This is a genomic window from Mesorhizobium sp. CNPSo 4661 (assembly GCF_057784215.1).
Genome location: NZ_JBWGIO010000002.1, coordinates 455141 through 475244, shown reverse-complemented (window position 1 = coordinate 475244; position 20104 = coordinate 455141). Strand labels below are relative to the sequence as shown.

Here is a 20104-nt window from a genome sequence, read left to right as displayed (position 1 = left end):
CGAAAGGATCGTCCGGTGGGACAAATCATATTCATCCCTCGTGAGGTCGACCCGAACGAGCCGCGCGTCGCAGCCTCGCCGGAGACGGTCAAGCGCCTGGCGGGTCTCGGCTTCGACGTGATCGTCGAGAAGGGCGCCGGCCTCGGCTCCCGCATCCCCGACCAGGATTTTGCCGCCGCCGGCGGCGCGATCGGCACAGCGGCTGACGCCAAGAAGGCCGATGTCGTGCTGAAAGTGCGCCGGCCGATCGATGCGGAGCTGAAGGGCTACAAATCCGGCGCCACTGTCATCGCCATCATGGATCCATATGGCAACGACGCCGCCGTCGCGGCGATGGCCAAGGCTGGCATCACGGCGTTTTCCATGGAGTTCATGCCGCGCATCACCCGCGCGCAGTCGATGGACGTCTTGTCCTCGCAGGCCAACCTTGCCGGCTACCAGGCGGTGATCGACGCGGCCGCCGAATATGACCGCGCGCTGCCGATGATGATGACCGCGGCGGGCACTGTGCCGGCGGCCAAGACCTTCATCATGGGCGTCGGCGTCGCCGGCCTGCAGGCCATCGCCACCGCGCGCCGTCTCGGCGCCGTCGTCACCGCCACCGACGTGCGTCCGGCAGTGAAGGAGCAGGTGCAGTCACTCGGCGCGAAGTTCCTGGCGGTCGAGGACGAGGAGTTCAAGGCGGCCGAGACCGCCGGCGGTTACGCCAAGGAGATGTCGAAGGAATACCAGGCCAAGCAGGCGGCGCTGACAGCCGAGCACATCGCCAAGCAGGACATCGTCATCACCACGGCACTGATCCCCGGCCGCCCGGCGCCGAAGCTGGTCTCGGCGGCCATGGTCGCCTCGATGAAGCCCGGCTCGGTGATCGTCGATCTTGCGGTAGAGCGCGGCGGCAATGTCGAGGGCGCGGTGCCCGGCAAGGTCGTGACGACCGGGAACGGCGTCAAGATCGTCGGCCATCTCAACGTGCCGGGCCGTGTCGCGGCCTCGGCCTCGCTGCTCTATGCCAAGAACCTCTACGCCTTCCTCGAGACCATGGTCGACAAGACGACCAAGCAGCTTTCGATCAAGCGCGACGACGAATTGGTCAAGGCGACGATGCTGACAGACGCCGGCAAGGTCGTGCATCCGAACTTCGCCAAGGCGGCGCAAGAGCCGCGCACCGAACCGGCGGCCATTCCGGCGACGACCATGGTTGCCGATGCCACCGACGCGAAGCCGGCGGCAAAGAAGAAGGCCGCAGCCAAGCCTAGGGGGACCGCATGATGGATGCCTTGCAGAAAGCCCTCGATCAGCTCGATCAGGCGACCGCCGCCGTTCGCCTTGCGGTGCAGGATCTCGCCAACGCACCCGCCGGCGAGGCGGCAGGCAACGCGGCGCATGCGCTCTCGGGCGGCGCCATCGATCCCTTCGTTTTCCGTTTCGCCATCTTCGTGCTGGCGATCTTCGTCGGCTATTATGTCGTGTGGTCGGTGACGCCGGCGCTGCACACGCCGCTGATGGCCGTCACCAACGCAATCTCTTCCGTGATCGTCGTCGGCGCGCTGCTCGCCGTCGGCATTGCCGCTTCCGGCCTCGCCGCGGGCTTCGGCTTCGTCGCGCTGGTGCTGGTCTCGGTCAACATCTTCGGCGGCTTCCTGGTCACCCAGCGCATGCTCGCCATGTACAAGAAGAAGGACAAGTGACGTGACCGTCAATCTCGCTTCCTTCCTCTATCTCGTCTCCGGTATCCTGTTCATCCTGGCGCTGCGCGGCCTGTCGCATCCGACCACCAGCCGCCAGGGCAATCTCTACGGCATGATCGGCATGGGCATTGCCATCGCCACCACGCTGGCGCTGGCGACCCCTTCGGCCGGCCGCTTCGGCCTGATCGTGCTCGGTCTCGCCATCGGCGGCGGCATCGGCGCGGTCACCGCGCGCCGCATCGCCATGACCTCGATGCCGCAACTGGTCGCCGCTTTCCACTCATTGGTGGGCTTTGCCGCCGTCATGGTGGCGGCCGCCGCCATCTACGCGCCGGAAAGCTTCGGCATCGGCACGGCGGGCGACATCCACGCCCAAGCGCTTGTCGAAATGAGCTTGGGCGTCGCCATCGGCGCCATCACCTTCACCGGCTCGGTCATCGCCTTCCTCAAGCTCGACGGCCGCATGTCGGGCAAGCCGATCATGATCGGCGGCCGCCATCTCATCAACATCGCCCTCGGCATCGCCCTGGTGGTGCTGATCGTGCTTTTGGTCACAACCGAATCCAAGCTCGTCTTCTGGCTGATCGTCGCCGCCTCGCTGGTGCTCGGCGTGCTCTTGATCATCCCGATCGGCGGCGCCGACATGCCGGTCGTGGTGTCGATGCTGAACTCCTATTCCGGCTGGGCGGCTGCGGCTCTCGGCTTCACGCTCGGCAACCTGGCGCTGATCATCACCGGCGCGCTGGTCGGCTCCAGCGGTGCGATCCTGTCCTACATCATGTGCAAGGGCATGAACCGCTCCTTCATCTCGGTCATCCTCGGCGGCTTCGGCGGCGAGACGGCCGCGGTTGCCGATGACGGCATCGAGCGCACCGTCAAGCAGGGCTCGGCCGACGATGCCGCTTATCTGATGATGAACGCGCAGAAGGTCATCATCGTGCCCGGCTACGGCATGGCGGTCGCCCAGGCGCAGCATGCGCTGCGCGAGATGGCCGACAAGCTCAAGGCCGCCGGCGTCGAGGTCAAATACGCTATCCATCCGGTCGCCGGCCGCATGCCCGGCCACATGAACGTGCTGCTTGCCGAAGCCAACGTGCCCTATGACGAGGTGTTCGAGCTGGAGGACATCAACTCCGAATTCGCGCAGGCCGACGTCGCCTATGTCATCGGCGCCAACGACGTCACCAACCCGTCCGCGCGCGACGACAAATCCTCGCCGATCTACGGCATGCCGATCCTCGACGTCGACAAGGCCCGCACCTGCCTGTTCGTCAAGCGCTCGCTCGGCTCCGGCTACGCCGGCATCGACAACACGCTGTTCTACAAGGACGGCACCATGATGCTGCTCGGCGACGCCAAGAAGATGACCGAAGAAATCGTCAAGGCGATGGATCATTGATCCAGCCGCAATTTCCGCAACAAAAAGGCCGGCAAAATGCCGGCCTTTTTGTTGCGGAAATTGTCGACCTGCCTGCTCAAATATCCAGATTGGCGACCGACAGCGCGTTGTCCTGGATGAACTCGCGCCGCGGCTCCACCTCGTCGCCCATCAGCCGCGAGAACAGTGAGTCCGCGTCGGTCGCGTCGTTGACCTTGACCTGCAGCAACGAGCGCACATTCGGGTCGAGCGTGGTTTCCCAGAGCTGCTCGGCATTCATCTCGCCAAGACCCTTGTAGCGCTGCATGGTCAGGCCCTTGCGGCCGGTGGCGAACACCGCATTGAGCAGCGCCAGCGGCCCCGAAATCGTCTCAGAGGTCTCCTTGCGGCGCAGTGTCGGCTGCGCGCCATAGATTTCCGCAAGGCGCGCCGCATAGCGGTCGAGCTGGCGCGCGTCGGCGGAATTGATCAGCCCGGCATCGAGCTGGGCGACGTCCTTGACGCCGCGCACAGTGCGCTCGAACACATAGCCGCCGGAGCCGTCATTGGAGGTCGACAGCCGCCCGGTCCAGCCGCGCTCGGTCTCCTCGGCGATCATGTCGAGGCGCTGGGCCACGCGCTCGGCCATGGCGTTGGCGCGGCCGAGATCGGCAAGCACATCGGCGTTGAGCGCGCCGGCGATCGCCGCCTGCTCGACGACGCTGCGGTTGTAGCGGGTGTGCAGACCGTTGATCAGCTGGCGCACCGCCAGCGCATCATCGATGGCGCTGTGCAGGTCCTGTCCGGTGCGGACCTCGCCCGAAGCCAGCGTCAGCGACGCTTCGTCCAGCCCGGACTCGATCAGATACTCCTCATAGGCGCTTTCGTCCTTGAGATATTGCGAGCTCTTGCCCCGCGTCACTTTGTAGAGCGGCGGCTGGGCGATGTAGAGATGGCCGCGCTCGATCAGCTCCGGCATCTGCCGGAAGAAGAAGGTGAGCAGCAGCGTGCGAATATGGGCGCCGTCGACGTCGGCGTCCGTCATCAGGATGATCTTGTGGTAGCGCAGCTTGTCGGCGTTGAACTCGTCCTTGCCGATCGAGGTGCCGAGGGCGGTGATAAGCGTGCCGATCATGTCGGAGGAGAGCATGCGGTCGAAGCGCGCCCGCTCGACGTTCAGGATCTTGCCGCGCAGCGGCAGGATGGCCTGGTTCTGGCGCGAGCGCCCGCCCTTGGCCGAGCCGCCGGCCGAGTCACCCTCGACGATGAAGATTTCCGACTTCGCCGGATCGCGTTCCTGGCAGTCGGCGAGCTTGCCGGGCAGCGAGGTGACGCCGAGCGTGCTCTTGCGGGTGATGTCGCGCGCCTTGCGCGCCGCTTCGCGCGCGGCGGCCGCCTGGATCACCTTCTCGACCACCACCCTGCCTTCGCTCGGATGCTCTTCCAGCCAGGTGCCGAGCGCCTCGTTGACCAGGCTCTCCACGACAGGGCGAACCTCGGACGAGACCAGCTTGTCCTTGGTCTGCGAGGAGAATTTCGGGTCCGGCACCTTGACCGAGAGCACCGCGGTCAGGCCTTCGCGGCAATCGTCGCCGGTCAGCGAGACCTTTTCCTTCTTGGTCTGGCCGGACGATTCGCCGTAGCCGGTGATCTGCCTGGTCAGCGCCGCGCGGAAGCCAGCCAGATGCGTGCCGCCGTCGCGCTGCGGGATGTTGTTGGTGAAGGCCAGCACATTCTCGTGGTAGCTGTCGTTCCACCACATCGCGACTTCGACGGTGATGCCGTCGCGCTCGGCGCGGATGGCGATCGGCGTCTCGATCAGCGGCTTCTTCACCCGGTCGAGATATTTGACGAACTCCTCCAGGCCGCCGTCGTAATGCAGCTCGTGGCGCACGATGTCGGCATGGCGGGCGTCGGTCAGCACGATACGCACGCCGGAATTGAGGAAGGCGAGCTCGCGCAGCCTGTGCTCCAGCGTGCTGTAGTCGAACTCGACCATGGTGAAGGTCTCGGCCGACGGGAAGAACGTGATTTCGCTCCCGCTGCGGCCCTCATAGGTGCCTGGGCGCTTGTCCTGCTCGTAGCTTCCGGTCACCTTCAGCGGCGCGTCGGCGTTGCCGTGCGTGAAGCTCATCTCGAAGATCTCGCCGTTGCGGCGGATCTTGATCTTCAGCCATGCCGAAAGCGCGTTGACCACGGAGACGCCGACGCCGTGCAGGCCGCCGGAAACCTTGTAGGAGTTCTGGTCGAATTTGCCGCCGGCATGCAGCTGCGTCATGATCACTTCGGCCGCCGAAACGCCCTCTGTGGGGTGGATATCGGTCGGAATCCCGCGACCATTGTCGATCACGGTGACGGAACCGTCGGGGTTGAGCGTCACCGAGACGAGGTCGGCGTGGCCGGCCAGCGCCTCGTCGATGGCGTTGTCCACCACCTCATAGACCATGTGATGCAGGCCCGAGCCGTCATCGGTATCGCCGATATACATGCCCGGCCGCTTGCGCACGGCATCCAACCCCTTCAAAACCTTGATGGAATCGGCGCCGTACTCGGCTTCCGCGCCATTGGCGCTTTCGGTCTGGTCGCTCATGAAAACCTGTCTGATTGATGTCGATGGTCCGGCGCGGAAAAATGGCCCCGAATCGCGCCGTTTTGATGTCCTAGATATAGGCGCAAACGGCTGCTTTTCCAAGGTTTGCGGCCATTTTGCCGGCTTGGCGAACGGCGTCTTCGCGTCGGCGCGAGATGCTGCGCGTATATTGGCGCGTCCGGCCGGGGAAGCCGCGCCGAAACGCGGCCTCGCAACTTGCCTTTGCTGGGAGTTTCGCGCCTATGCGGCGGCGCGCAGCGCCTTCAGCGCCTCGCTCCAGCGCGACAGTTCGTCGAGCATCGTCCTGGTGCCTCCCTGCACCTGCTCGCTCGGATGAAAGGCGCGGTCCTGGTCGAGCAGCGTCGCATAGGCCGGCAGCGCGACGCCTTCCGGGATCGGCATGACGCCGACGGAGGTGAGCAGCGGCTTCAGGGCCTGCGCCGCGCGCAGGCCGCCGGACACGCCGCCATAGCTGAAGATCGCCGCCGGCTTGTAGCGCCATTCATGGATCAGGTAGTCGATGGCGTTCACGATCGCGGGCGCCACGAAGTAGTTGTACTCCGGCGCGACGAATACGAAGGCGTCGGCGGTATCGATCGCCTTCGACCAGGCCTTGGTATGGTCGTTCTCGTATTTACGCAGGCGCGGATGGTGCGGCTCGTCGAGCATCGGCAGGTTGAACGCCGCGATGTCGGTCAGCACCGGCTCGAACTTGCCATGCTGGCGCGCGAAGCCGTCGAGCCATTCGCCGAAGATCGGACCGGCGCGTCCCGGCCGCGTGCTGCCGATGATGATGTCCAGGCGTTGCTTCACTTGCGGCTCCTTGCTTGACGGTATCCGTTGGTGACTAAAGCAAGCCTCCACCGCCAACAAGCAGGCATTTGTCGGTGCCGGTCACATTCCGGCGAGTGTGCGGCAGCCGGATATGCCGCTCAGTCACATGGACGCCGGCTTCATGGGGCACTACATTTGCCGCTGTCAGCGGAGCATGCCTCATGGACACCAAGCCCGCCCCCTTCGTGCCGCCGGCGCCGAAGCCGCGCACCCAGCCGCCCTCGACGCTGGAGATGATGCGCATCGTCTACCGCAACCCGCTCGAATTGTGGGGCGAGCATACCTACAACGAGCCGTGGGTCTCGGCGAACGGCGTCGGTGGACATCTGATCGTCGCCAACGATCCCGGCCTCATCCGCCACGTGCTGATCGACAACGCAAAAAACTACAAGATGGCGACGGTGCGCCAGCTGATCCTGCGCCCGATCCTGCGCGACGGGCTGCTGACCGCCGAGGGCGAGGTCTGGAAGCGCTCGCGCAAGGCGATGGCTCCGGTGTTCACGCCGCGCCACATCTTCGGTTTCGCCGCGCCGATGCTGAAGCGCACGCTGGAATTCGTCACCCGCTACGAGGCTGGCGGCAAGACCGATGTCGCCCATGACATGACGCTGCTCACCTACGACATCCTGGCCGAGACGCTGTTTTCCGGCGAGATCGCCGGCGAGCCGGGCAGCTTCGCCAAGGAGATCGACCGTCTGTTCGAGACCATGGGCCGCGTCGATCCGCTCGACCTGCTGCGCGCGCCCGAATGGCTGCCGCGCCTCACCCGCATCCGCGGCCGCAAGACCATGGCCTATTTCCGCAACATCGTCGCCGGCACGGTGAGGATGCGCGAGGAGCGGATGAAGCGCGATCCCGACGGCGTGCCGCAGGATTTCCTGACGCTTCTGCTGCGCGCCGAGGGGCCGGACGGGCTGACGCGCGCCGAAGTCGAGGACAACATCATCACCTTCATCGGCGCCGGCCACGAGACGACGGCGCGGGCGCTGGGCTGGACGATCTATTGCCTGGCCGAGGCGCCCTGGGAACGCGACAAGGTCGAGCAGGAGATCGATGCCGTGCTGGCGCGCGAGCCCGATCCGACCAAGTGGCTGGATGCCATGCCGCTCACCCGCGCCGCTTTCGAGGAGGCGCTCAGGCTCTATCCGCCGGCGCCCTCGATCAACCGCGAGCCGATCGAGTCGGAGACGTGGAACGGCCTCTACATCCCAAAATACGCCGCCGTGCTGGTGATGCCCTGGGTCGTGCACCGCCACAGAAAGCTCTGGGACAGGCCGGATGCCTTCATGCCCGAGCGTTTCCATCCGGAGAACCGCGACAAGATCGACCGCTTCCAGTACTTGCCCTTCGGCGCCGGCCCGCGCGTCTGCATCGGCGCCAGTTTCGCCATGCAGGAGGCGATCATCGCCTTGGCGATCCTTTTGTCGCGCTTCCGCTTCGACGTGACGCCCGAGACCCGGCCATGGCCGGTGCAGAAGCTCACCACGCAGCCGCAGGGCGGTCTGCCGATGCAGGTCTCGCGGCGAGGCTAAAGCAATTCCCAGGAAAAGTGTGAAACGGTCGGGCTCGGCGACTTCGCCGTAGCCTTCCGTCCGGAATTGCGCAAAACAAACACGAATATTCCGATTACCGGTCGGCGATCGGCCGGCGCTGCTGGAACTGGCCGGCGGTGCGGAAGCGCCAGAGATAGCTGGGCAGGATGGTGGCGATCGCCTGCGGCTGGATGCCGAGGCCGGCGAGCGTCCTTTCAGCCTTGGCGGCTTCGTCCGAGACGATGTTGTGCTCGCGCAGCTGCATGACCTGGTCCTTGGTCAACAGTGGGTTGGGCAGCAGCTGGAGGATCGAGGCCTGGATATTCGCCAACCAGAACGGCACCGGCACCAGGAGGCGACGGCGCTCGATCACCATCAGCATCTCTTCCATGCATTCCTTGAAGGTCAGCACCTGAGGACCGCCGAGCTCGTAGATCTGACCGCCCTTGATCTTGCCGTCGACCGAGCGCGCCACCGCTTCGGCGACGTCGCCGACATAGACCGGCTGGAACTTGTTCTGCCCGCCGCCGATCAGCGGCAGCACCGGCGAGTAGCGCGCCATGTTGGCGAAGCGGTTGAAGAAGCTGTCTTCCGGGCCGAAATTGATCGACGGCCGCAAGATGACGGCATCGCCGATCGTGTCGAACACGGCTTTCTCGCCGAGCGCCTTGGTGCGGGCGTAGCCGGATGGCGAATTGAGATCGGCGCCGAGCGCCGAGATGTGGGTGAGGCCGGCGCCGACCGAGCGGGCGGCCTCGGCGACGGCGCGCGCGCCGAAATCGTGCACGGCGCCGAATTTCTGGCGGCCGGTCTCATGCAGGATGGCGACGAGGTTGACGACATGGTCGGCGCCCTGCACGGCGCGGTCAACCGACCAGCGCACGCGCACATTGGCCTGCACCGGCTGGATCTGGCCGACATTGCCGAGCGGCTGCACATGGCCGGCAAGGTCGGGCCGCCGGCAGGCGACCCGGATGCGATAGCCGCGCTTGGCCAGTGCCCGCACGACATGGCGACCGACGAAACCCGAGCCGCCGAAGACGACGACGAGCTTGGGGGTCTGCAAAATTTCGGTCATGACTGGCTCCGCGCGCGTAAATGCTTGGCTGAAGCCGTGTCTTAATCCGTTTCTCGCCAAAGGCAAAGAGCGACCGGAGGTCGCCGTCGAGGAGTTTTTGAACTTGCCTGGAATGCTGCTCTCTCCGCCTTGGAGAAGCAGAAAACCCCGCCGAAGCGGGGTTTTCCGGGCAGTGTCCACGCCGAAACAGGGTCCAACGAGGCGGCCTGACCTGAGACGGTATCAAGGTGGCGTGAAGCAAGCACGTCCGCCCCCGCCCTGAACGCCCGGCGCGGCGCCGCCAACCGCGAGCCGGAGGAAGCCAACCAAGTCGGCTCGCGGCGTGGGGTGCCGCAGATGGGTCGTGTCAGGCCGGGAAAAGGTTCAAATCGCGCGGGAAAAATCAGGCCGAATAGCGCTCGGCGAATTCCGAAATGCGCTGCACCACCGCCCTGGACGTGGTGATGCCGCGCGCCTTTGCCTTCTCGGCGGCCTCGGCGCGGGAGCGTCCGGGAATATGCACGCCAAAGCGCCGCCGCAGCCGGTCGAGCTGGTCCTTCATGCGCTGCTCGAAATCCGGGTCGAGCAGCTTTGGCTCGATGGCCAGAACGAAAAGGCCGGTACCGGGACTGTCGGGCCCGCCGGTGAACCAGGGCGCGTCGAGCGACCAATTGGCGCCCGAAATGCCGGCGGCCAGCACCTCGACCATCAATGCGATGTTGGCGCCGCGCTGGCCGCCGAAGGCAAGCATCGCGCCCTTCATCGCCGCCGCCGGATCGGTGGTGGGATTGCCGCTGGCATCCAGCGCCCAGCCTTCGGGGATCTTCTTGCCATCCTCGGCCGCCTTGCGGATGTTGACGAAGGCCGTGGCGCTCGAAGACTGGTCGATGACCAGCGGCGGCCCGTCGGCGGCGGGCGAGGCAAAGGACATCGGATTGGTGCAATAGACGGGCTTCACCGAGCCTGAGCCGGCAAGCACCGCCGGCCCGTTGGTAGCGGCGAAGGACACCAGCCCCTGTTCGGCCAGCCGTCCGGTGAAATAACCGAGCGCGCCGCATGTATAGGCGTTCTTCTGCGAGAAGATGGCGACGCCGAACAGCTTGGCCGCCTTGACCAGGTCGTCGATCGTGCGGTCGAAGCCGGTATGGGCAAGCCCGCCGCGCGCGTCCGAAAGATAGACGGCGAGCGCCGGCCGGGTGATCGCTGGATCGGCATCGCCGTCGATGCGGCCGGCTTCGAGCGCTTCCAGGTAGTCGATGAAATGCGACAGCCCCACCGTCGACAGGCCTTCGGCCTCCGCGGCGATGATCGAGGCGGTGAGCGACTGCGCCGCTTCCTCATTGGCGCCGGCACCGAGCGCTGCCATCCGGCATAGGCCTGTTGCCTGGTCGAGAGTGAGTTGCATGGTGAGCCTTGGTGAATGGTGAATGGTGAATAGTCAGTAGTGAGTAGTCGGTGTGATGGGAAGTGAAGCCCCACGGCCATTCACCATTCACCATTCACTACTTACTACCCGATCTTGACCGGAATCCGAGCCTCTATCCGGCTGAAGACGAAGACCAGGATGCCGGTGATGGTCATATAGATCAGCGCCAGCAGCAGCAAAGGCTCGTAGGTCAGGTAGGTGTCCTGGCGCACCTTGGAGGAGACGGCGAAAATATCGATGACGCTGATCGTCGCCACCAGTGGCGTCGACTTCAACTGCAGCACGGTTTCGCCGGTCAAGGTCGGCAGCGCCCGGTAGAAGGCCTGCGGCAGCCAGATGCGGCGGAAGATTTTCCAGCGGCTCATGCCGAAGGCGCGGGCGGCCTCCAACTGTCCGCGCGGCACGCCGGCAAAGGCGCCACGCATCACTTCGCCCTCGTAGCCGGCGAAGGAAAAGGTCAGCGCCACCACGGCGTAGGGCCAGGCCTGCCTGAGATACGGCCACAGCCAGGATTCGCGAATCCACGGATATTGCGGGAAGATCGAGCCGAGGCCGTAATAGAGCAGCCAGAGCTGCAGGAGCAGCGGTGTTCCCCGGATGATGGTGCAGAAGATTTTCGCTGGCACGGCGAACCAGAACGGCCCCCCTGCCTGGGCGAGCCCCAGCGGCACCGCAAGCGCAAAGCCCAGCGCGCAGGTGACGGCGAGGATCCAGAGCGCCCGCCAGATGCCCAGCAGGCCCATTTCCCAATATTGCGGCAGCCAGTCCCAGCGCATGAAGAAGGCGGCGCAGAGGACCAGCGCCAGCGCTATCAGGATCAGCACGATGCGATGCGGCTTGAGCCAGATCGAGGCGCGCGCCGCCAGGTCGATCGTGCTCGCTTCCGCCGACATCAGCGCGCCTCCTTGACTGACGGCATGCCGCGTCGCGACCAGGCCTCGACGCGGCCGATAATCACGTTGGAGAACAGCGACAGCGCGAGATAGAGCGCGCCGGCCGCGAGGTAGAACAAAAGATAGGCCTTGGTGACGCCCGCCGCCTGGCGCGTCGCCAGCGTCAGTTCGAAGAAGCCGACGACCGCAAGCAGCGCGGTGTCCTTGGTGGCGATCAGCCACAGATTGGCAAGGCCGGGAATGGCGAAGGGCAGCATCGCCGGCAGCGTGATGCGCCGCAGCATCAGGCCCGGCGACATGCCGTAGGCGCGGGCGGCCTCGATCTGGCCCTGCGGGATGGCGAGGATGGCGCCGCGGATGACTTCGGTCGAATAGGCGCCCTGGACGAAGCCCAGCACGAAGATGCCGGCCGCGAGCCCGCTGATGTCGACGCGCTGGTAGCCGATCGCCGTCAGAACCTGGTTGATGAGGTCGGTGCCGGCATAATAGAGCAGCAGGATCAGCACCAGTTCCGGCACCGCGCGGACAACTGTGGTGTAGACCGCGAGCAGGTCGCGCGTCACCGGGCCGCCATAGAGCTTGCCGAAGGCGCCGGCGGTGCCGATCAGCAAGCCGAGGCAGGTGGCGCCGATGGCGATCTCGAGCGAATGCAGCAATCCGACCAGCAAAGTGCCGCCCCAGCCGGGTGAGAAGGGCGACAGGAGTTCGATGATGCCGGCAGCCGTGGCCGGAAGAAGCGCGTCGATCAGTTTCGCCCCCGAATTGCTGGGTCAGCCGGCTTCAATGGCCGGCGGCAAGCGTGCGTGGCACGGTAGCGAGGGCATGGCGCGGACACCATGCCCTCAACTCAGGCGGAAGGTTCGTCAGTTCGACTGCGTGGCGCCGCCATAGATGTCGAAGTCGAAATACTTCTTCGAGATCTCGTCATATTTGCCGTTGGCGCGGATCGCCTTGATGCCGGCGTTGAACTTTTCCTTGAGCGCGGTGTCTTCCTTGCGGATGCCGGCGCCGACGCCCGGTCCAAGCACTTCGTCGTCAGGGGCCACCATGCCCTTCAGGTCGCAGCAGGCCTTGCCCTGGTCGGTCTTGAGGAATTCGCCGAGCGCGATGGAATCGGCCTGGACGGCATCGAGACGGCCGGCGGCCAGATCGTTGTTGGCTTCGTCCTGCGTCTGGTATTCCTTGATCTCCTGCGCGCCGGTGAAATGCTTCTTGGCGTAGACGGCATGCACGGTCGAGACCTGGACGCCGATCACCTTGCCCTTGAGATCGTCCGGCGTGGCGCCGAACTTCTGGTCCTTCGGTCCGATGATCGCGGTCGGGGTGTTGTAGTACTTGTCCGAGAAGTCGATCGTCTTCTCGCGCTCGGCGGTGATCGACATGGAAGAGACGATGGCGTCGATCTTCTTGGTGGTCAGCGCCGGGATGATGCCGTCCCAGGCGACAGGGGTGATGACGCAGTCGAGCTTCTCTTCGGCGCAGACGGCGTCGACGAAGTCGATCTCCCAGCCGACCCATTTGCCGCTGGCGTCGGGCGACGTGAAGGGCGGGTAGGGCTCGGCGGCGACGCCGATCTTGACCTGCTCGGCCTTGGCCGCGCCACCCATCGCCGCGACGCCGAGAAGCAGCGCGGCGGCAAAGGTCTTGAGAACAGTCTTCATGTCATGACTCCCAGTTTGTTGTTGTTCCCGGTTTTTCCCTCCGCTTGATGCCGGCACCTAACCGACATTGCGGAGGAATTGCTTGAGCCTTTCGGATTTGGGCGCGCCGAACAATTGTTCCGGCGGACCTTCCTCCTCGACCAGCCCGTTATAGAGATAGACGACATGCGTCGCGACCTCGCGGGCGAACTTCATTTCATGCGTCACCAGCACCATGGTGCGCCCCTCGCGCGCCAGGTCGCCGATCACTTTCAGCACCTCGCCGACCAGTTCCGGATCGAGCGCGGAAGTCGGCTCGTCGAACAGCATGACGCGCGGATTGATCGCCAGCGCCCGGGCGATCGCGGCGCGCTGCTGCTGGCCGCCGGACAGGAAGGCCGGGTAGACGTCGCGCTTCTCCGCCAGCCCGACGCGGGCAAGCAGCTTCTCGGCCTGGGCGATCGCCTCGTCGCGCTTGACGCCGAGCACATGCACGGGAACCTCGATGACGTTCTCGATCAGCGTCATGTGGCTCCACAGGTTGAAATTCTGGAACACCATGCCGAGCCGCGAGCGGATACGCTCGATCTGCCTGCGGTCGGCAGGAACGGTGTGGCCGTGGCTGTCGGCCTTGAGCTTGATCTGCTCGCCATTGACCCGGATGATGCCGCTGGTCGGGTTCTCCAGGCAGTTGATGCAGCGCAGCAGCGTCGATTTGCCGGAACCGGAGCCACCGATGATGGCGACCACCTCACCGTCGCGCGCCGACAGCGAAACGCCCTTCAGCACATGCAGCTGGCCGAATTTCTTGTGCAGGTTTTCAACGTGGATGGCTTCTGCGGCGCCGTTCTGCGCCTCGCCGGATCGGACTGCGGCAGCGTCCGCCGCGCTCACCGGGTGACCTCTATCTGGCCGACGGCAGATCGTCGAACGTCTATCCGGCTAATCAACATTACGCTGTATTGCCCACTCCAGATTTCAGCATGGACCCGACAGCGCGAGCCCGTCAATCCCGCTCATTACGGCACTTGCGGCGTTGTTGTGCAAGTGTATAAATAGCCTCTCATGAAATTTTTTCGATTTTTTTCAGCATAAAAGGGCATCGATGAGCGCTTTCGGATCACAGTCCATGGCGGCGCCGCTGCGGCGCGTGCTGATGCGTTCGGCGGCCAACGCCATGCGCGACGCCGACAGGGCTGCATGGCATTATGGCCCGGGATTCAACCCGGCGAAGGCCGCCTCGCAGCATGCGCTCCTGGCCGAGCTGGTGGCGGCTTCCGGCGCCGAAATCGAGTGGATCGAGGACAAGGCCGACGGCCTATCGGATTCGGTGTTCACGCATGACCCGTCGCTGATGACCGACCGCGGCGCGCTGATCCTGTCCATGGGCAAGCCCTTGCGCGCCCGGGAACCCTCGCTGCATGAGGAAACCTACAGGAGACTGGGCATACCGGTCCTCGGCCGCGTCGAGGCGCCCGGCCAGGTCGAAGGCGGTGACTGTGTATGGGTGGATGCCCGCACGCTGGCGATCGGGCGCGGTGTGCGCTCCAACCAGGAAGGCATCCAGCAGGTGTCCAACCTGCTGAAGCCGCTGGGCGTTTCGGTCTACGGCTTCGATCTGCCGCTGTGGCAGGGCGAAGAGGCGTGCCTGCATCTGATGTCGGTGATCAGCCCGCTGGCCGATGACCTGGCCCTGGTCTATTCGCCGCTTCTGCCGGCCGCATTCTATCAGATGCTGAAGGCGCGCGGCATCCGGCTGGTCGAAGGCGATCCGCAAGAGTTCGCCGCCTCCAACGGCCTCAGCCTGAACGTGCTGCCCACCAGCCCGCACAAGGTCATCGCCGTTGCAGGTTTTCCCAAGACCAAGGCCGCGATGGAAGCCGCCGGCTGCGCGGTCGAGGTTTTCGAGGCGGACGCGCTCTGCATCGCCTGCGAAGGCGGGCCGACATGCCTGACGCGGCCGATCCTGCGCCAATGAACGCGCGCCGCAAGTTCCGTCGCGAGGGCGAGGAGCGGCGGCGGCAGGACCTGATCGATGCGACCCTGGACAGCGTGGCGGAACATGGCCTGCAGGGCGCCACCGTGCGCACCATCGCCTTGCGCGCCGGCGTCACCGCCGGACTGATCCGGCACTATTTCCCAGGCAAGGAAGACTTGCTGCAGGAGGCCTACGCGGCATTGATGGGCCGCATGACCGAGCAGGCGAAAGCGGCCCTGGTCATGGAAGATGCCTCGCCGCGCCAACGCCTTGCGGCTTTCGTCACCGCCAACCTCAACGCGCCGATCATCGACCAGCGGGTTTTCTCGCTCTGGGCAACCTTCATCGGCCGCGCCGGCGCGGATCCGTCGCTCGCCCGCGCCCACCGCGAAGGCTATCTCGGCTTTCGCAACGAGGTGGAGGCGGTCGTGGCCGAAGTGCTCGCCGCCGAACGGCGAAAGCCGGACGCGGCTGAGCTGCGCCGCCATGCCATAGCGATCAACGCGATCCTCGACGGGCTCTGGATCGAAGGCTGCCTGGCCGGCGAGATGTTCTCGCAAGGCGAATTGGCGGCGATCGGCATCAAGGCCGTCGAGGCCGAACTCGGCCTTGGGCCGCTAGAGCCGGATGATTTCAGGTCAAATCGACCTGAAATCTGAATCCGGCTCTAAATCAAAGAGATAGAGCATGATGTCGTCCGAAAACCGCTTCACACTTTTCGGCATCATGCTCTCGCAATTCCAGGAAAAGTGAGAGCGGTTTTCCGTCCGGAATTGCGTAAGAAACAAAAGGGGAGGGAACCAATGACCACCATCGGCGAAGCGCTGATCACCTTGCTCGAAGCGCATGGCGTCGACACCGTCTTCGGCATTCCGGGCGTGCACACCGTCGAGCTCTATCGCGGCCTGGCGCGTTCGAAGATCCGCCATGTCACGCCGCGCCATGAGCAGGGCGCCGGCTTCATGGCCGACGGCTATGCGCGTGCCGGCGGCCGGCCGGGCGTCGCCTTCGTCATCACCGGGCCGGGGCTGACCAACACCATCACCGCCATGGGCCAGGCACGCGCTGATTCGGTGCCGATGCTGGTGATCTCCGGCGTCAACGCCACCGATACGCTGGGCAAGGGGCTGGGCTTCCTGCATGAGCTGCCGGATCAGCGCGGCATGATGGAAAAGGTCGCGCTGTTTTCCGAGCGCGTCACCGAGGCCGCGCAGTTGCCGGGCGCCCTCGCCCGCGCCTTCGCCGTTTTCTCGTCCTCACGTCCGGGTCCGGTCCATATCGAAATCCCCACCGACGTCATGGTGAAGCCCGCCGACGATATCGCGGCGGCGCTGAGCAACGCCACGCCGCCCGCTCCGGCCCCGGCGGCGATTGCCGAAGCGGCAAAGCTCGTCAAGGCGGCGCGCCGGCCGCTGATCCTCGCCGGTGGCGGCGCAAGGAAGGCTGACGCGGCGCTGCGGCGCCTGGCCGAGACGCTTGGCGCGCCGGTCGTCGAGACCGTCAATGCGCGCGGCCTGCTGCATGGCCACCCGCTGTGCGTGCCGGCGAGCCCCAGCCTCAAAGCGGTGCGCGCGTTGATGGCGAACGCCGATCTGGTGATTGCGGCCGGCACCGAGTTCGGACCGACCGATTATGACGGCTATGGCGACGGCGGCTTCGTGCTGCCGAAAAACCTGATCCGCATCGATATCGGCGCCGACCAGATCGAGCGCCGGCCGGTGACGGTCGGTATCCAGGCGGATTGCGCCGAAGCGATCGAGGCTCTGCTCGCGGCGATCGGGCCGGGTCATCCTCAAGCGAAGGATGGCGAGGCTCGCGCGGCCGCCGCGCGGAAAGCAGCGTTGGCCGAACTGAAGCCCGAATACCTGGCGCAGGTTCATGCTGTGGAAACGATCCGCGACGCGCTGCCGGGCGCAATCATCGTCGGCGATTCGACCCAGCCGATCTACGCCGCCAATCTCTATTACGACCATGACCGTCCCGGCGGCTGGTTCAACGCCGCGACCGGTTTCGGCGCGCTGGGTTACGGTCCGCCGGCGGCGATCGGCGCGGCGCTTGCCGTTCCGCAAGCGCCCGTGGTGTGCCTCACCGGCGATGGCGGCTTCCAGTTCACCTTGCCCGAGATCGGCGCCGCGCTCGACGCCGAAACGCCCGTGATCTTCGTCGTCTGGAACAACCGCGGCTATCGCGAGATCGAAACGTCGATGCTCGATGTCGGCGTCGAGCCGGTCGGCGTGTCGCCGGCGCCGCCCGATTTCTGCAAGCTCGCCGAGGCCTATGGCATCGAGGCCGAGCGGCTGGCCGGGGCCGGTGGTCTTGCCGTGGCGCTGAAGCGCGCGCGGGCGGCCGGCAAGCCGCGCGTCATCGAAATCACCGTCGACTGAAAGGCTGGTGAGTCTGCCGGTTGGCCATTGCAGCGCCGGCAAATCGATGCCGCCTGCCATGGTTCGACGCATGCAAAGACGCGGCGCCTGCCATGTCGATATTTCAATTGAGTGACGACGCGAAAGGCGCGACGTTCCAATCTGGGGCGGCATAACCAAAAGAAATCATAAAAAGTGACAGGAGCGGTCGAAGTATGACGGAAACGCTGAATGGCAGGCATGTCGTGGTGACGGGCGGCACTGGGGCGCTCGGCGGCGCGGTTGTCGGCAGATTGCTGGAGCAAGGCGCGATCTGCCACGTGCCCAATGCCCACGCGGCGGCCCCGCCGCATTTTCCTTACGCAGCTCACGCCAGCGTGCATCTGGCGCATAATGTCGACCTGTCGGATTCGGCCAAGGTCGAAGCCTTCTACCATCAGGTCCCGGAGCTCTGGGCCTCTATCCACCTTGCCGGCGGCTTCACCATGGCGCCGGTCGAAAGGATCGAGTCGGCCTCCTTCGCCGAGATGATGGACACCAACGCCCGCACAGCCTTCCTGTGCAGCCGCGCCGCTGTGCGCTCGATGTTGTCGTCCAATACGGCCGGCCGTATCGTCAATGTCACCGCGCGCGCCGGGCTGGAGCCGAGGCGCGGCTCCGGCATGGTCGCCTATGCCGCGAGCAAGGCGGCGGTCGCGGCGATGACGGTGGCCATGGCCGAGGAGTTGAAGCACAAGGGCATCCTGGTCAACGCCGTGGCGCCCTCGACGCTCGACACGCCCGCCAACCGCGCCGATATGCCCGACGCCGATTTCGCCAAATGGGTCAGCCTCGAAGCCGCGGCGGAAGCGATCGCTTACCTGGCCTCGCCCGCAAACCAGGCCATGAGCGGCACGCTGGTCCCGCTCTACGGCCGCGCCTGACCGCACGGATATCCGACAAAGAAAAACCCCGCCGGAGCGATCCGGCGGGGTTTTGTTATTCGACGGGAAGGGCTTACGCAATTCCGGACGGAAAACCGCGTAGCGGTTTTCCTGGAATGCTCTAGTTGCCCTGCTTCTTCAGCGCCGCGCCCAGGATATCGCCCAGCGAGGCGCCGGAGTCGGTCGAGCCGTACTGGGCGACCGCTTCCTTCTCCTCGGCGATTTCCAGCGCCTTGATCGAGACCTGCAGCTTGCGGGTCTTCTTGTCGAAGGCGATGACGCGGGCGTCGACCTTCTGGCCGACGGTGAAGCGCTCGGGGCGCTGCTCGTCGCGGTCGCGCGAAAGGTCGGAACGCTTGATGAAGGTCTCGATGCCGCTGTCGACCAGCCGCACGTCCAGACCGCCATCCTTCACGCCGATGACCTCGCAGGTGACGACGGCGTTCTTGCGCAGTTCGCCGCTGTTGGCCGCTTCGCCAACCGAGTCACGGGCCAGCTGCTTGATGCCGAGCGAGATGCGCTCCTTCTCGATGTCGACGTCGAGCACCTGCGCCTTGACCATGTCGCCGCGATTGTACTCTTCGATGACCTGCTCGCCCGGACGGGTCCAGTCGAGGTCGGAAAGGTGGACCATGCCGTCCACGTCGCCGTCCAGGCCGATGAACAGGCCGAACTCGGTCTTGTTCTTGACCTCGCCCTCGACCTGGCTGCCGACCGGATGGCTCGAGGCAAAAGCCTGCCACGGGTTTTCCAGCGTCTGCTTGAGGCCGAGCGAGATGCGACGCTTGGCCGGATCGACCTCGAGCACCACCACGTCGACTTCCTGCGTCGTCGACAGGATCTTGCCGGGGTGCACGTTCTTCTTCGTCCACGACATTTCCGAAACGTGGATGAGGCCCTCGATGCCCGGCTCCAGCTCGACGAACGCGCCGTAGTCGGTGATGTTGGTGACGGTGCCCTTGATCTTCTTGCCGATCGGGAACTTGGTGCCGATATCCGACCACGGATCCGACTCGAGCTGCTTCATGCCGAGCGAGATGCGGTGGGTTTCCTGGTTGATACGGATGATCTGCACCTTGACCGTCTGGCCGATGTTGAGGATCTCGGTCGGATGGTTGACACGACGCCATGCCATGTCGGTGACATGCAGCAGACCGTCGATGCCGCCGAGGTCGACGAACGCACCGTAATCGGTGATGTTCTTGACCACGCCTTCGACCACCTGGCCTTCCTCGAGGTTCTGCACGATTTCCGAACGCTGTTCGGCGCGGCTCTCCTCGAGCACGGTGCGGCGCGACACTACGATGTTGCCGCGACGGCGATCCATCTTGAGGATCTCGAAGGGCTGCGGGTTGTGCATCAGCGGGGTGACGTCGCGGATCGGGCGGATATCGACCTGGCTGCGCGGCAGGAACGCCACGGCGCCGTCGAGGTCGACGGTGAAGCCGCCCTTGACCTGGTTGAAGATGACGCCTTCGACGCGCTCACCCTTGGTGAACTTCTCTTCGAGGCGCACCCAGCTCTCCTCGCGGCGAGCCTTCTCGCGCGACAGCATGGCTTCGCCAAGCGCGTTCTCGATGCGCTCGACATAGACCTCGACGGTATCGCCGACCTTGAGGGAGGACTCCTTGCCCTTGGCGCCGAATTCCTTCAGCGGCACGCGGCCTTCGACCTTGAGGCCGACGTCGATGATGGCCATGTCCTTTTCGATCGCGGTGATCGTGCCCCGGACAACCTGGCCCTCGCCGGAATGGCCGGCGGTGAATGATTCTTCGAGCATGCTCGCGAAATCGTCGCGAGACGGATTAGCAACTGACATTGTT

General features: G+C 65.2%; 17 protein-coding genes. 8 read left to right on the top strand and 9 right to left on the bottom strand.

All coding sequences use genetic code 11. The features are described from left to right. Nucleotides 1–15: 15 nt before the first annotated feature. From AC0YKC_RS04215 to AC0YKC_RS04205, 3 genes are read left to right on the top strand one after another with little or no spacing between them, the layout of a single operon-like run. Nucleotides 16–1269, top strand: coding sequence for a Re/Si-specific NAD(P)(+) transhydrogenase subunit alpha (locus tag AC0YKC_RS04215; RefSeq protein ID WP_488510241.1), 1254 nt, complete (start codon nt 16–18; stop codon nt 1267–1269). Then, nucleotides 1266–1688, top strand: coding sequence for an NAD(P) transhydrogenase subunit alpha part 2 (locus tag AC0YKC_RS04210; RefSeq protein ID WP_434724938.1), 423 nt, complete (start codon nt 1266–1268; stop codon nt 1686–1688). Before AC0YKC_RS04215 ends, AC0YKC_RS04210 begins: the two co-directional genes overlap by 4 nt. Before the next feature lies 1 nt (nt 1689). Beyond that, nucleotides 1690–3087 carry an NAD(P)(+) transhydrogenase (Re/Si-specific) subunit beta gene (locus tag AC0YKC_RS04205; protein WP_488510240.1) on the top strand — a complete coding sequence of 466 codons (1398 nt, stop codon included), beginning with the start codon at nt 1690–1692 and terminating at the stop codon, nt 3085–3087. A gap of 76 nt (nt 3088–3163) precedes the next feature. On the opposite strand, the gene gyrB is transcribed toward AC0YKC_RS04205, so the two are convergent. Together gyrB and AC0YKC_RS04195 are read right to left on the bottom strand one after the other, a co-directional pair. After that, nucleotides 3164–5635 carry a DNA topoisomerase (ATP-hydrolyzing) subunit B gene (gene gyrB, locus AC0YKC_RS04200; RefSeq protein ID WP_488510239.1) on the bottom strand — a complete coding sequence of 824 codons (2472 nt, stop codon included), beginning with the start codon at nt 5633–5635 and terminating at the stop codon, nt 3164–3166. 240 nt (nt 5636–5875) lie between these two features. Next, nucleotides 5876–6448 carry an NADPH-dependent FMN reductase gene (locus AC0YKC_RS04195; protein WP_488510238.1) on the bottom strand — a complete coding sequence of 191 codons (573 nt, stop codon included), beginning with the start codon at nt 6446–6448 and terminating at the stop codon, nt 5876–5878. Nucleotides 6449–6630: 182 nt separating this feature from the next. Between AC0YKC_RS04195 and AC0YKC_RS04190 the strand changes: the two genes are divergently transcribed. Beyond that, nucleotides 6631–8001, top strand: coding sequence for a cytochrome P450 (locus AC0YKC_RS04190; protein ID WP_488510237.1), 1371 nt, complete (start codon nt 6631–6633; stop codon nt 7999–8001). A 94-nt stretch (nt 8002–8095) separates the two neighbouring features. On the opposite strand, the gene AC0YKC_RS04185 is transcribed toward AC0YKC_RS04190, so the two are convergent. The 6 genes from AC0YKC_RS04185 to AC0YKC_RS04160 all read right to left on the bottom strand — a co-directional run bounded on the left by AC0YKC_RS04185 (nt 8096) and on the right by AC0YKC_RS04160 (nt 13911). Then, complete coding sequence (locus AC0YKC_RS04185; protein WP_488510236.1) at nt 8096–9079, bottom strand: complex I NDUFA9 subunit family protein; 984 nt, start codon at nt 9077–9079, stop codon at nt 8096–8098. A 382-nt stretch (nt 9080–9461) separates the two neighbouring features. Then, nucleotides 9462–10463, bottom strand: coding sequence for an Ldh family oxidoreductase (locus tag AC0YKC_RS04180; RefSeq protein ID WP_320294216.1), 1002 nt, complete (start codon nt 10461–10463; stop codon nt 9462–9464). Nucleotides 10464–10567: 104 nt separating this feature from the next. After that, nucleotides 10568–11377 carry an ABC transporter permease gene (locus AC0YKC_RS04175; protein ID WP_320294217.1) on the bottom strand — a complete coding sequence of 270 codons (810 nt, stop codon included), beginning with the start codon at nt 11375–11377 and terminating at the stop codon, nt 10568–10570. Then, nucleotides 11377–12042, bottom strand: a complete 666-nt coding sequence (locus AC0YKC_RS04170; protein ID WP_320294466.1) for an ABC transporter permease — start codon at nt 12040–12042, stop codon at nt 11377–11379. The genes AC0YKC_RS04175 and AC0YKC_RS04170 overlap by 1 nt, the downstream gene beginning before the upstream one ends. Nucleotides 12043–12240: 198 nt before the next feature. Then, nucleotides 12241–13038: a transporter substrate-binding domain-containing protein gene (locus tag AC0YKC_RS04165; RefSeq protein WP_320294218.1), complete on the bottom strand. Its 798-nt coding sequence runs from the start codon at nt 13036–13038 to the stop codon at nt 12241–12243. Nucleotides 13039–13095: 57 nt separating this feature from the next. Then, nucleotides 13096–13911, bottom strand: a complete 816-nt coding sequence (locus AC0YKC_RS04160; RefSeq protein ID WP_488510235.1) for an ABC transporter ATP-binding protein — start codon at nt 13909–13911, stop codon at nt 13096–13098. A gap of 211 nt (nt 13912–14122) precedes the next feature. Here AC0YKC_RS04160 and AC0YKC_RS04155 point away from each other — a divergent pair, with 211 nt between their 5' ends. The 4 genes from AC0YKC_RS04155 (at nt 14123) to AC0YKC_RS04140 (ending at nt 18281) form a co-directional block, all read left to right on the top strand. Next, complete coding sequence (locus AC0YKC_RS04155; RefSeq protein ID WP_488510234.1) at nt 14123–14995, top strand: dimethylarginine dimethylaminohydrolase family protein; 873 nt, start codon at nt 14123–14125, stop codon at nt 14993–14995. Further along, nucleotides 14965–15654: a TetR family transcriptional regulator C-terminal domain-containing protein gene (locus AC0YKC_RS04150; RefSeq protein WP_434724945.1), complete on the top strand. Its 690-nt coding sequence runs from the start codon at nt 14965–14967 to the stop codon at nt 15652–15654. The genes AC0YKC_RS04155 and AC0YKC_RS04150 overlap by 31 nt, the downstream gene beginning before the upstream one ends. 144 nt (nt 15655–15798) lie before the next feature. Continuing rightward, the gene (locus AC0YKC_RS04145; protein WP_488510233.1) at nt 15799–17379 is read left to right on the top strand and encodes a 5-guanidino-2-oxopentanoate decarboxylase; all 1581 of its coding nucleotides are present in this window, start codon (nt 15799–15801) and stop codon (nt 17377–17379) included. A 194-nt stretch (nt 17380–17573) separates the two neighbouring features. After that, nucleotides 17574–18281 (top strand): SDR family NAD(P)-dependent oxidoreductase, encoded by a 708-nt coding sequence (locus tag AC0YKC_RS04140; protein ID WP_488510232.1) that lies wholly within the window; start codon nt 17574–17576, stop codon nt 18279–18281. A 121-nt stretch (nt 18282–18402) separates the two neighbouring features. Here AC0YKC_RS04140 and rpsA read toward each other — a convergent pair whose 3' ends face one another. Then, nucleotides 18403–20100 (bottom strand): 30S ribosomal protein S1, encoded by a 1698-nt coding sequence (gene rpsA / locus AC0YKC_RS04135; RefSeq protein ID WP_320294224.1) that lies wholly within the window; start codon nt 20098–20100, stop codon nt 18403–18405. Nucleotides 20101–20104 lie beyond the last annotated feature (4 nt).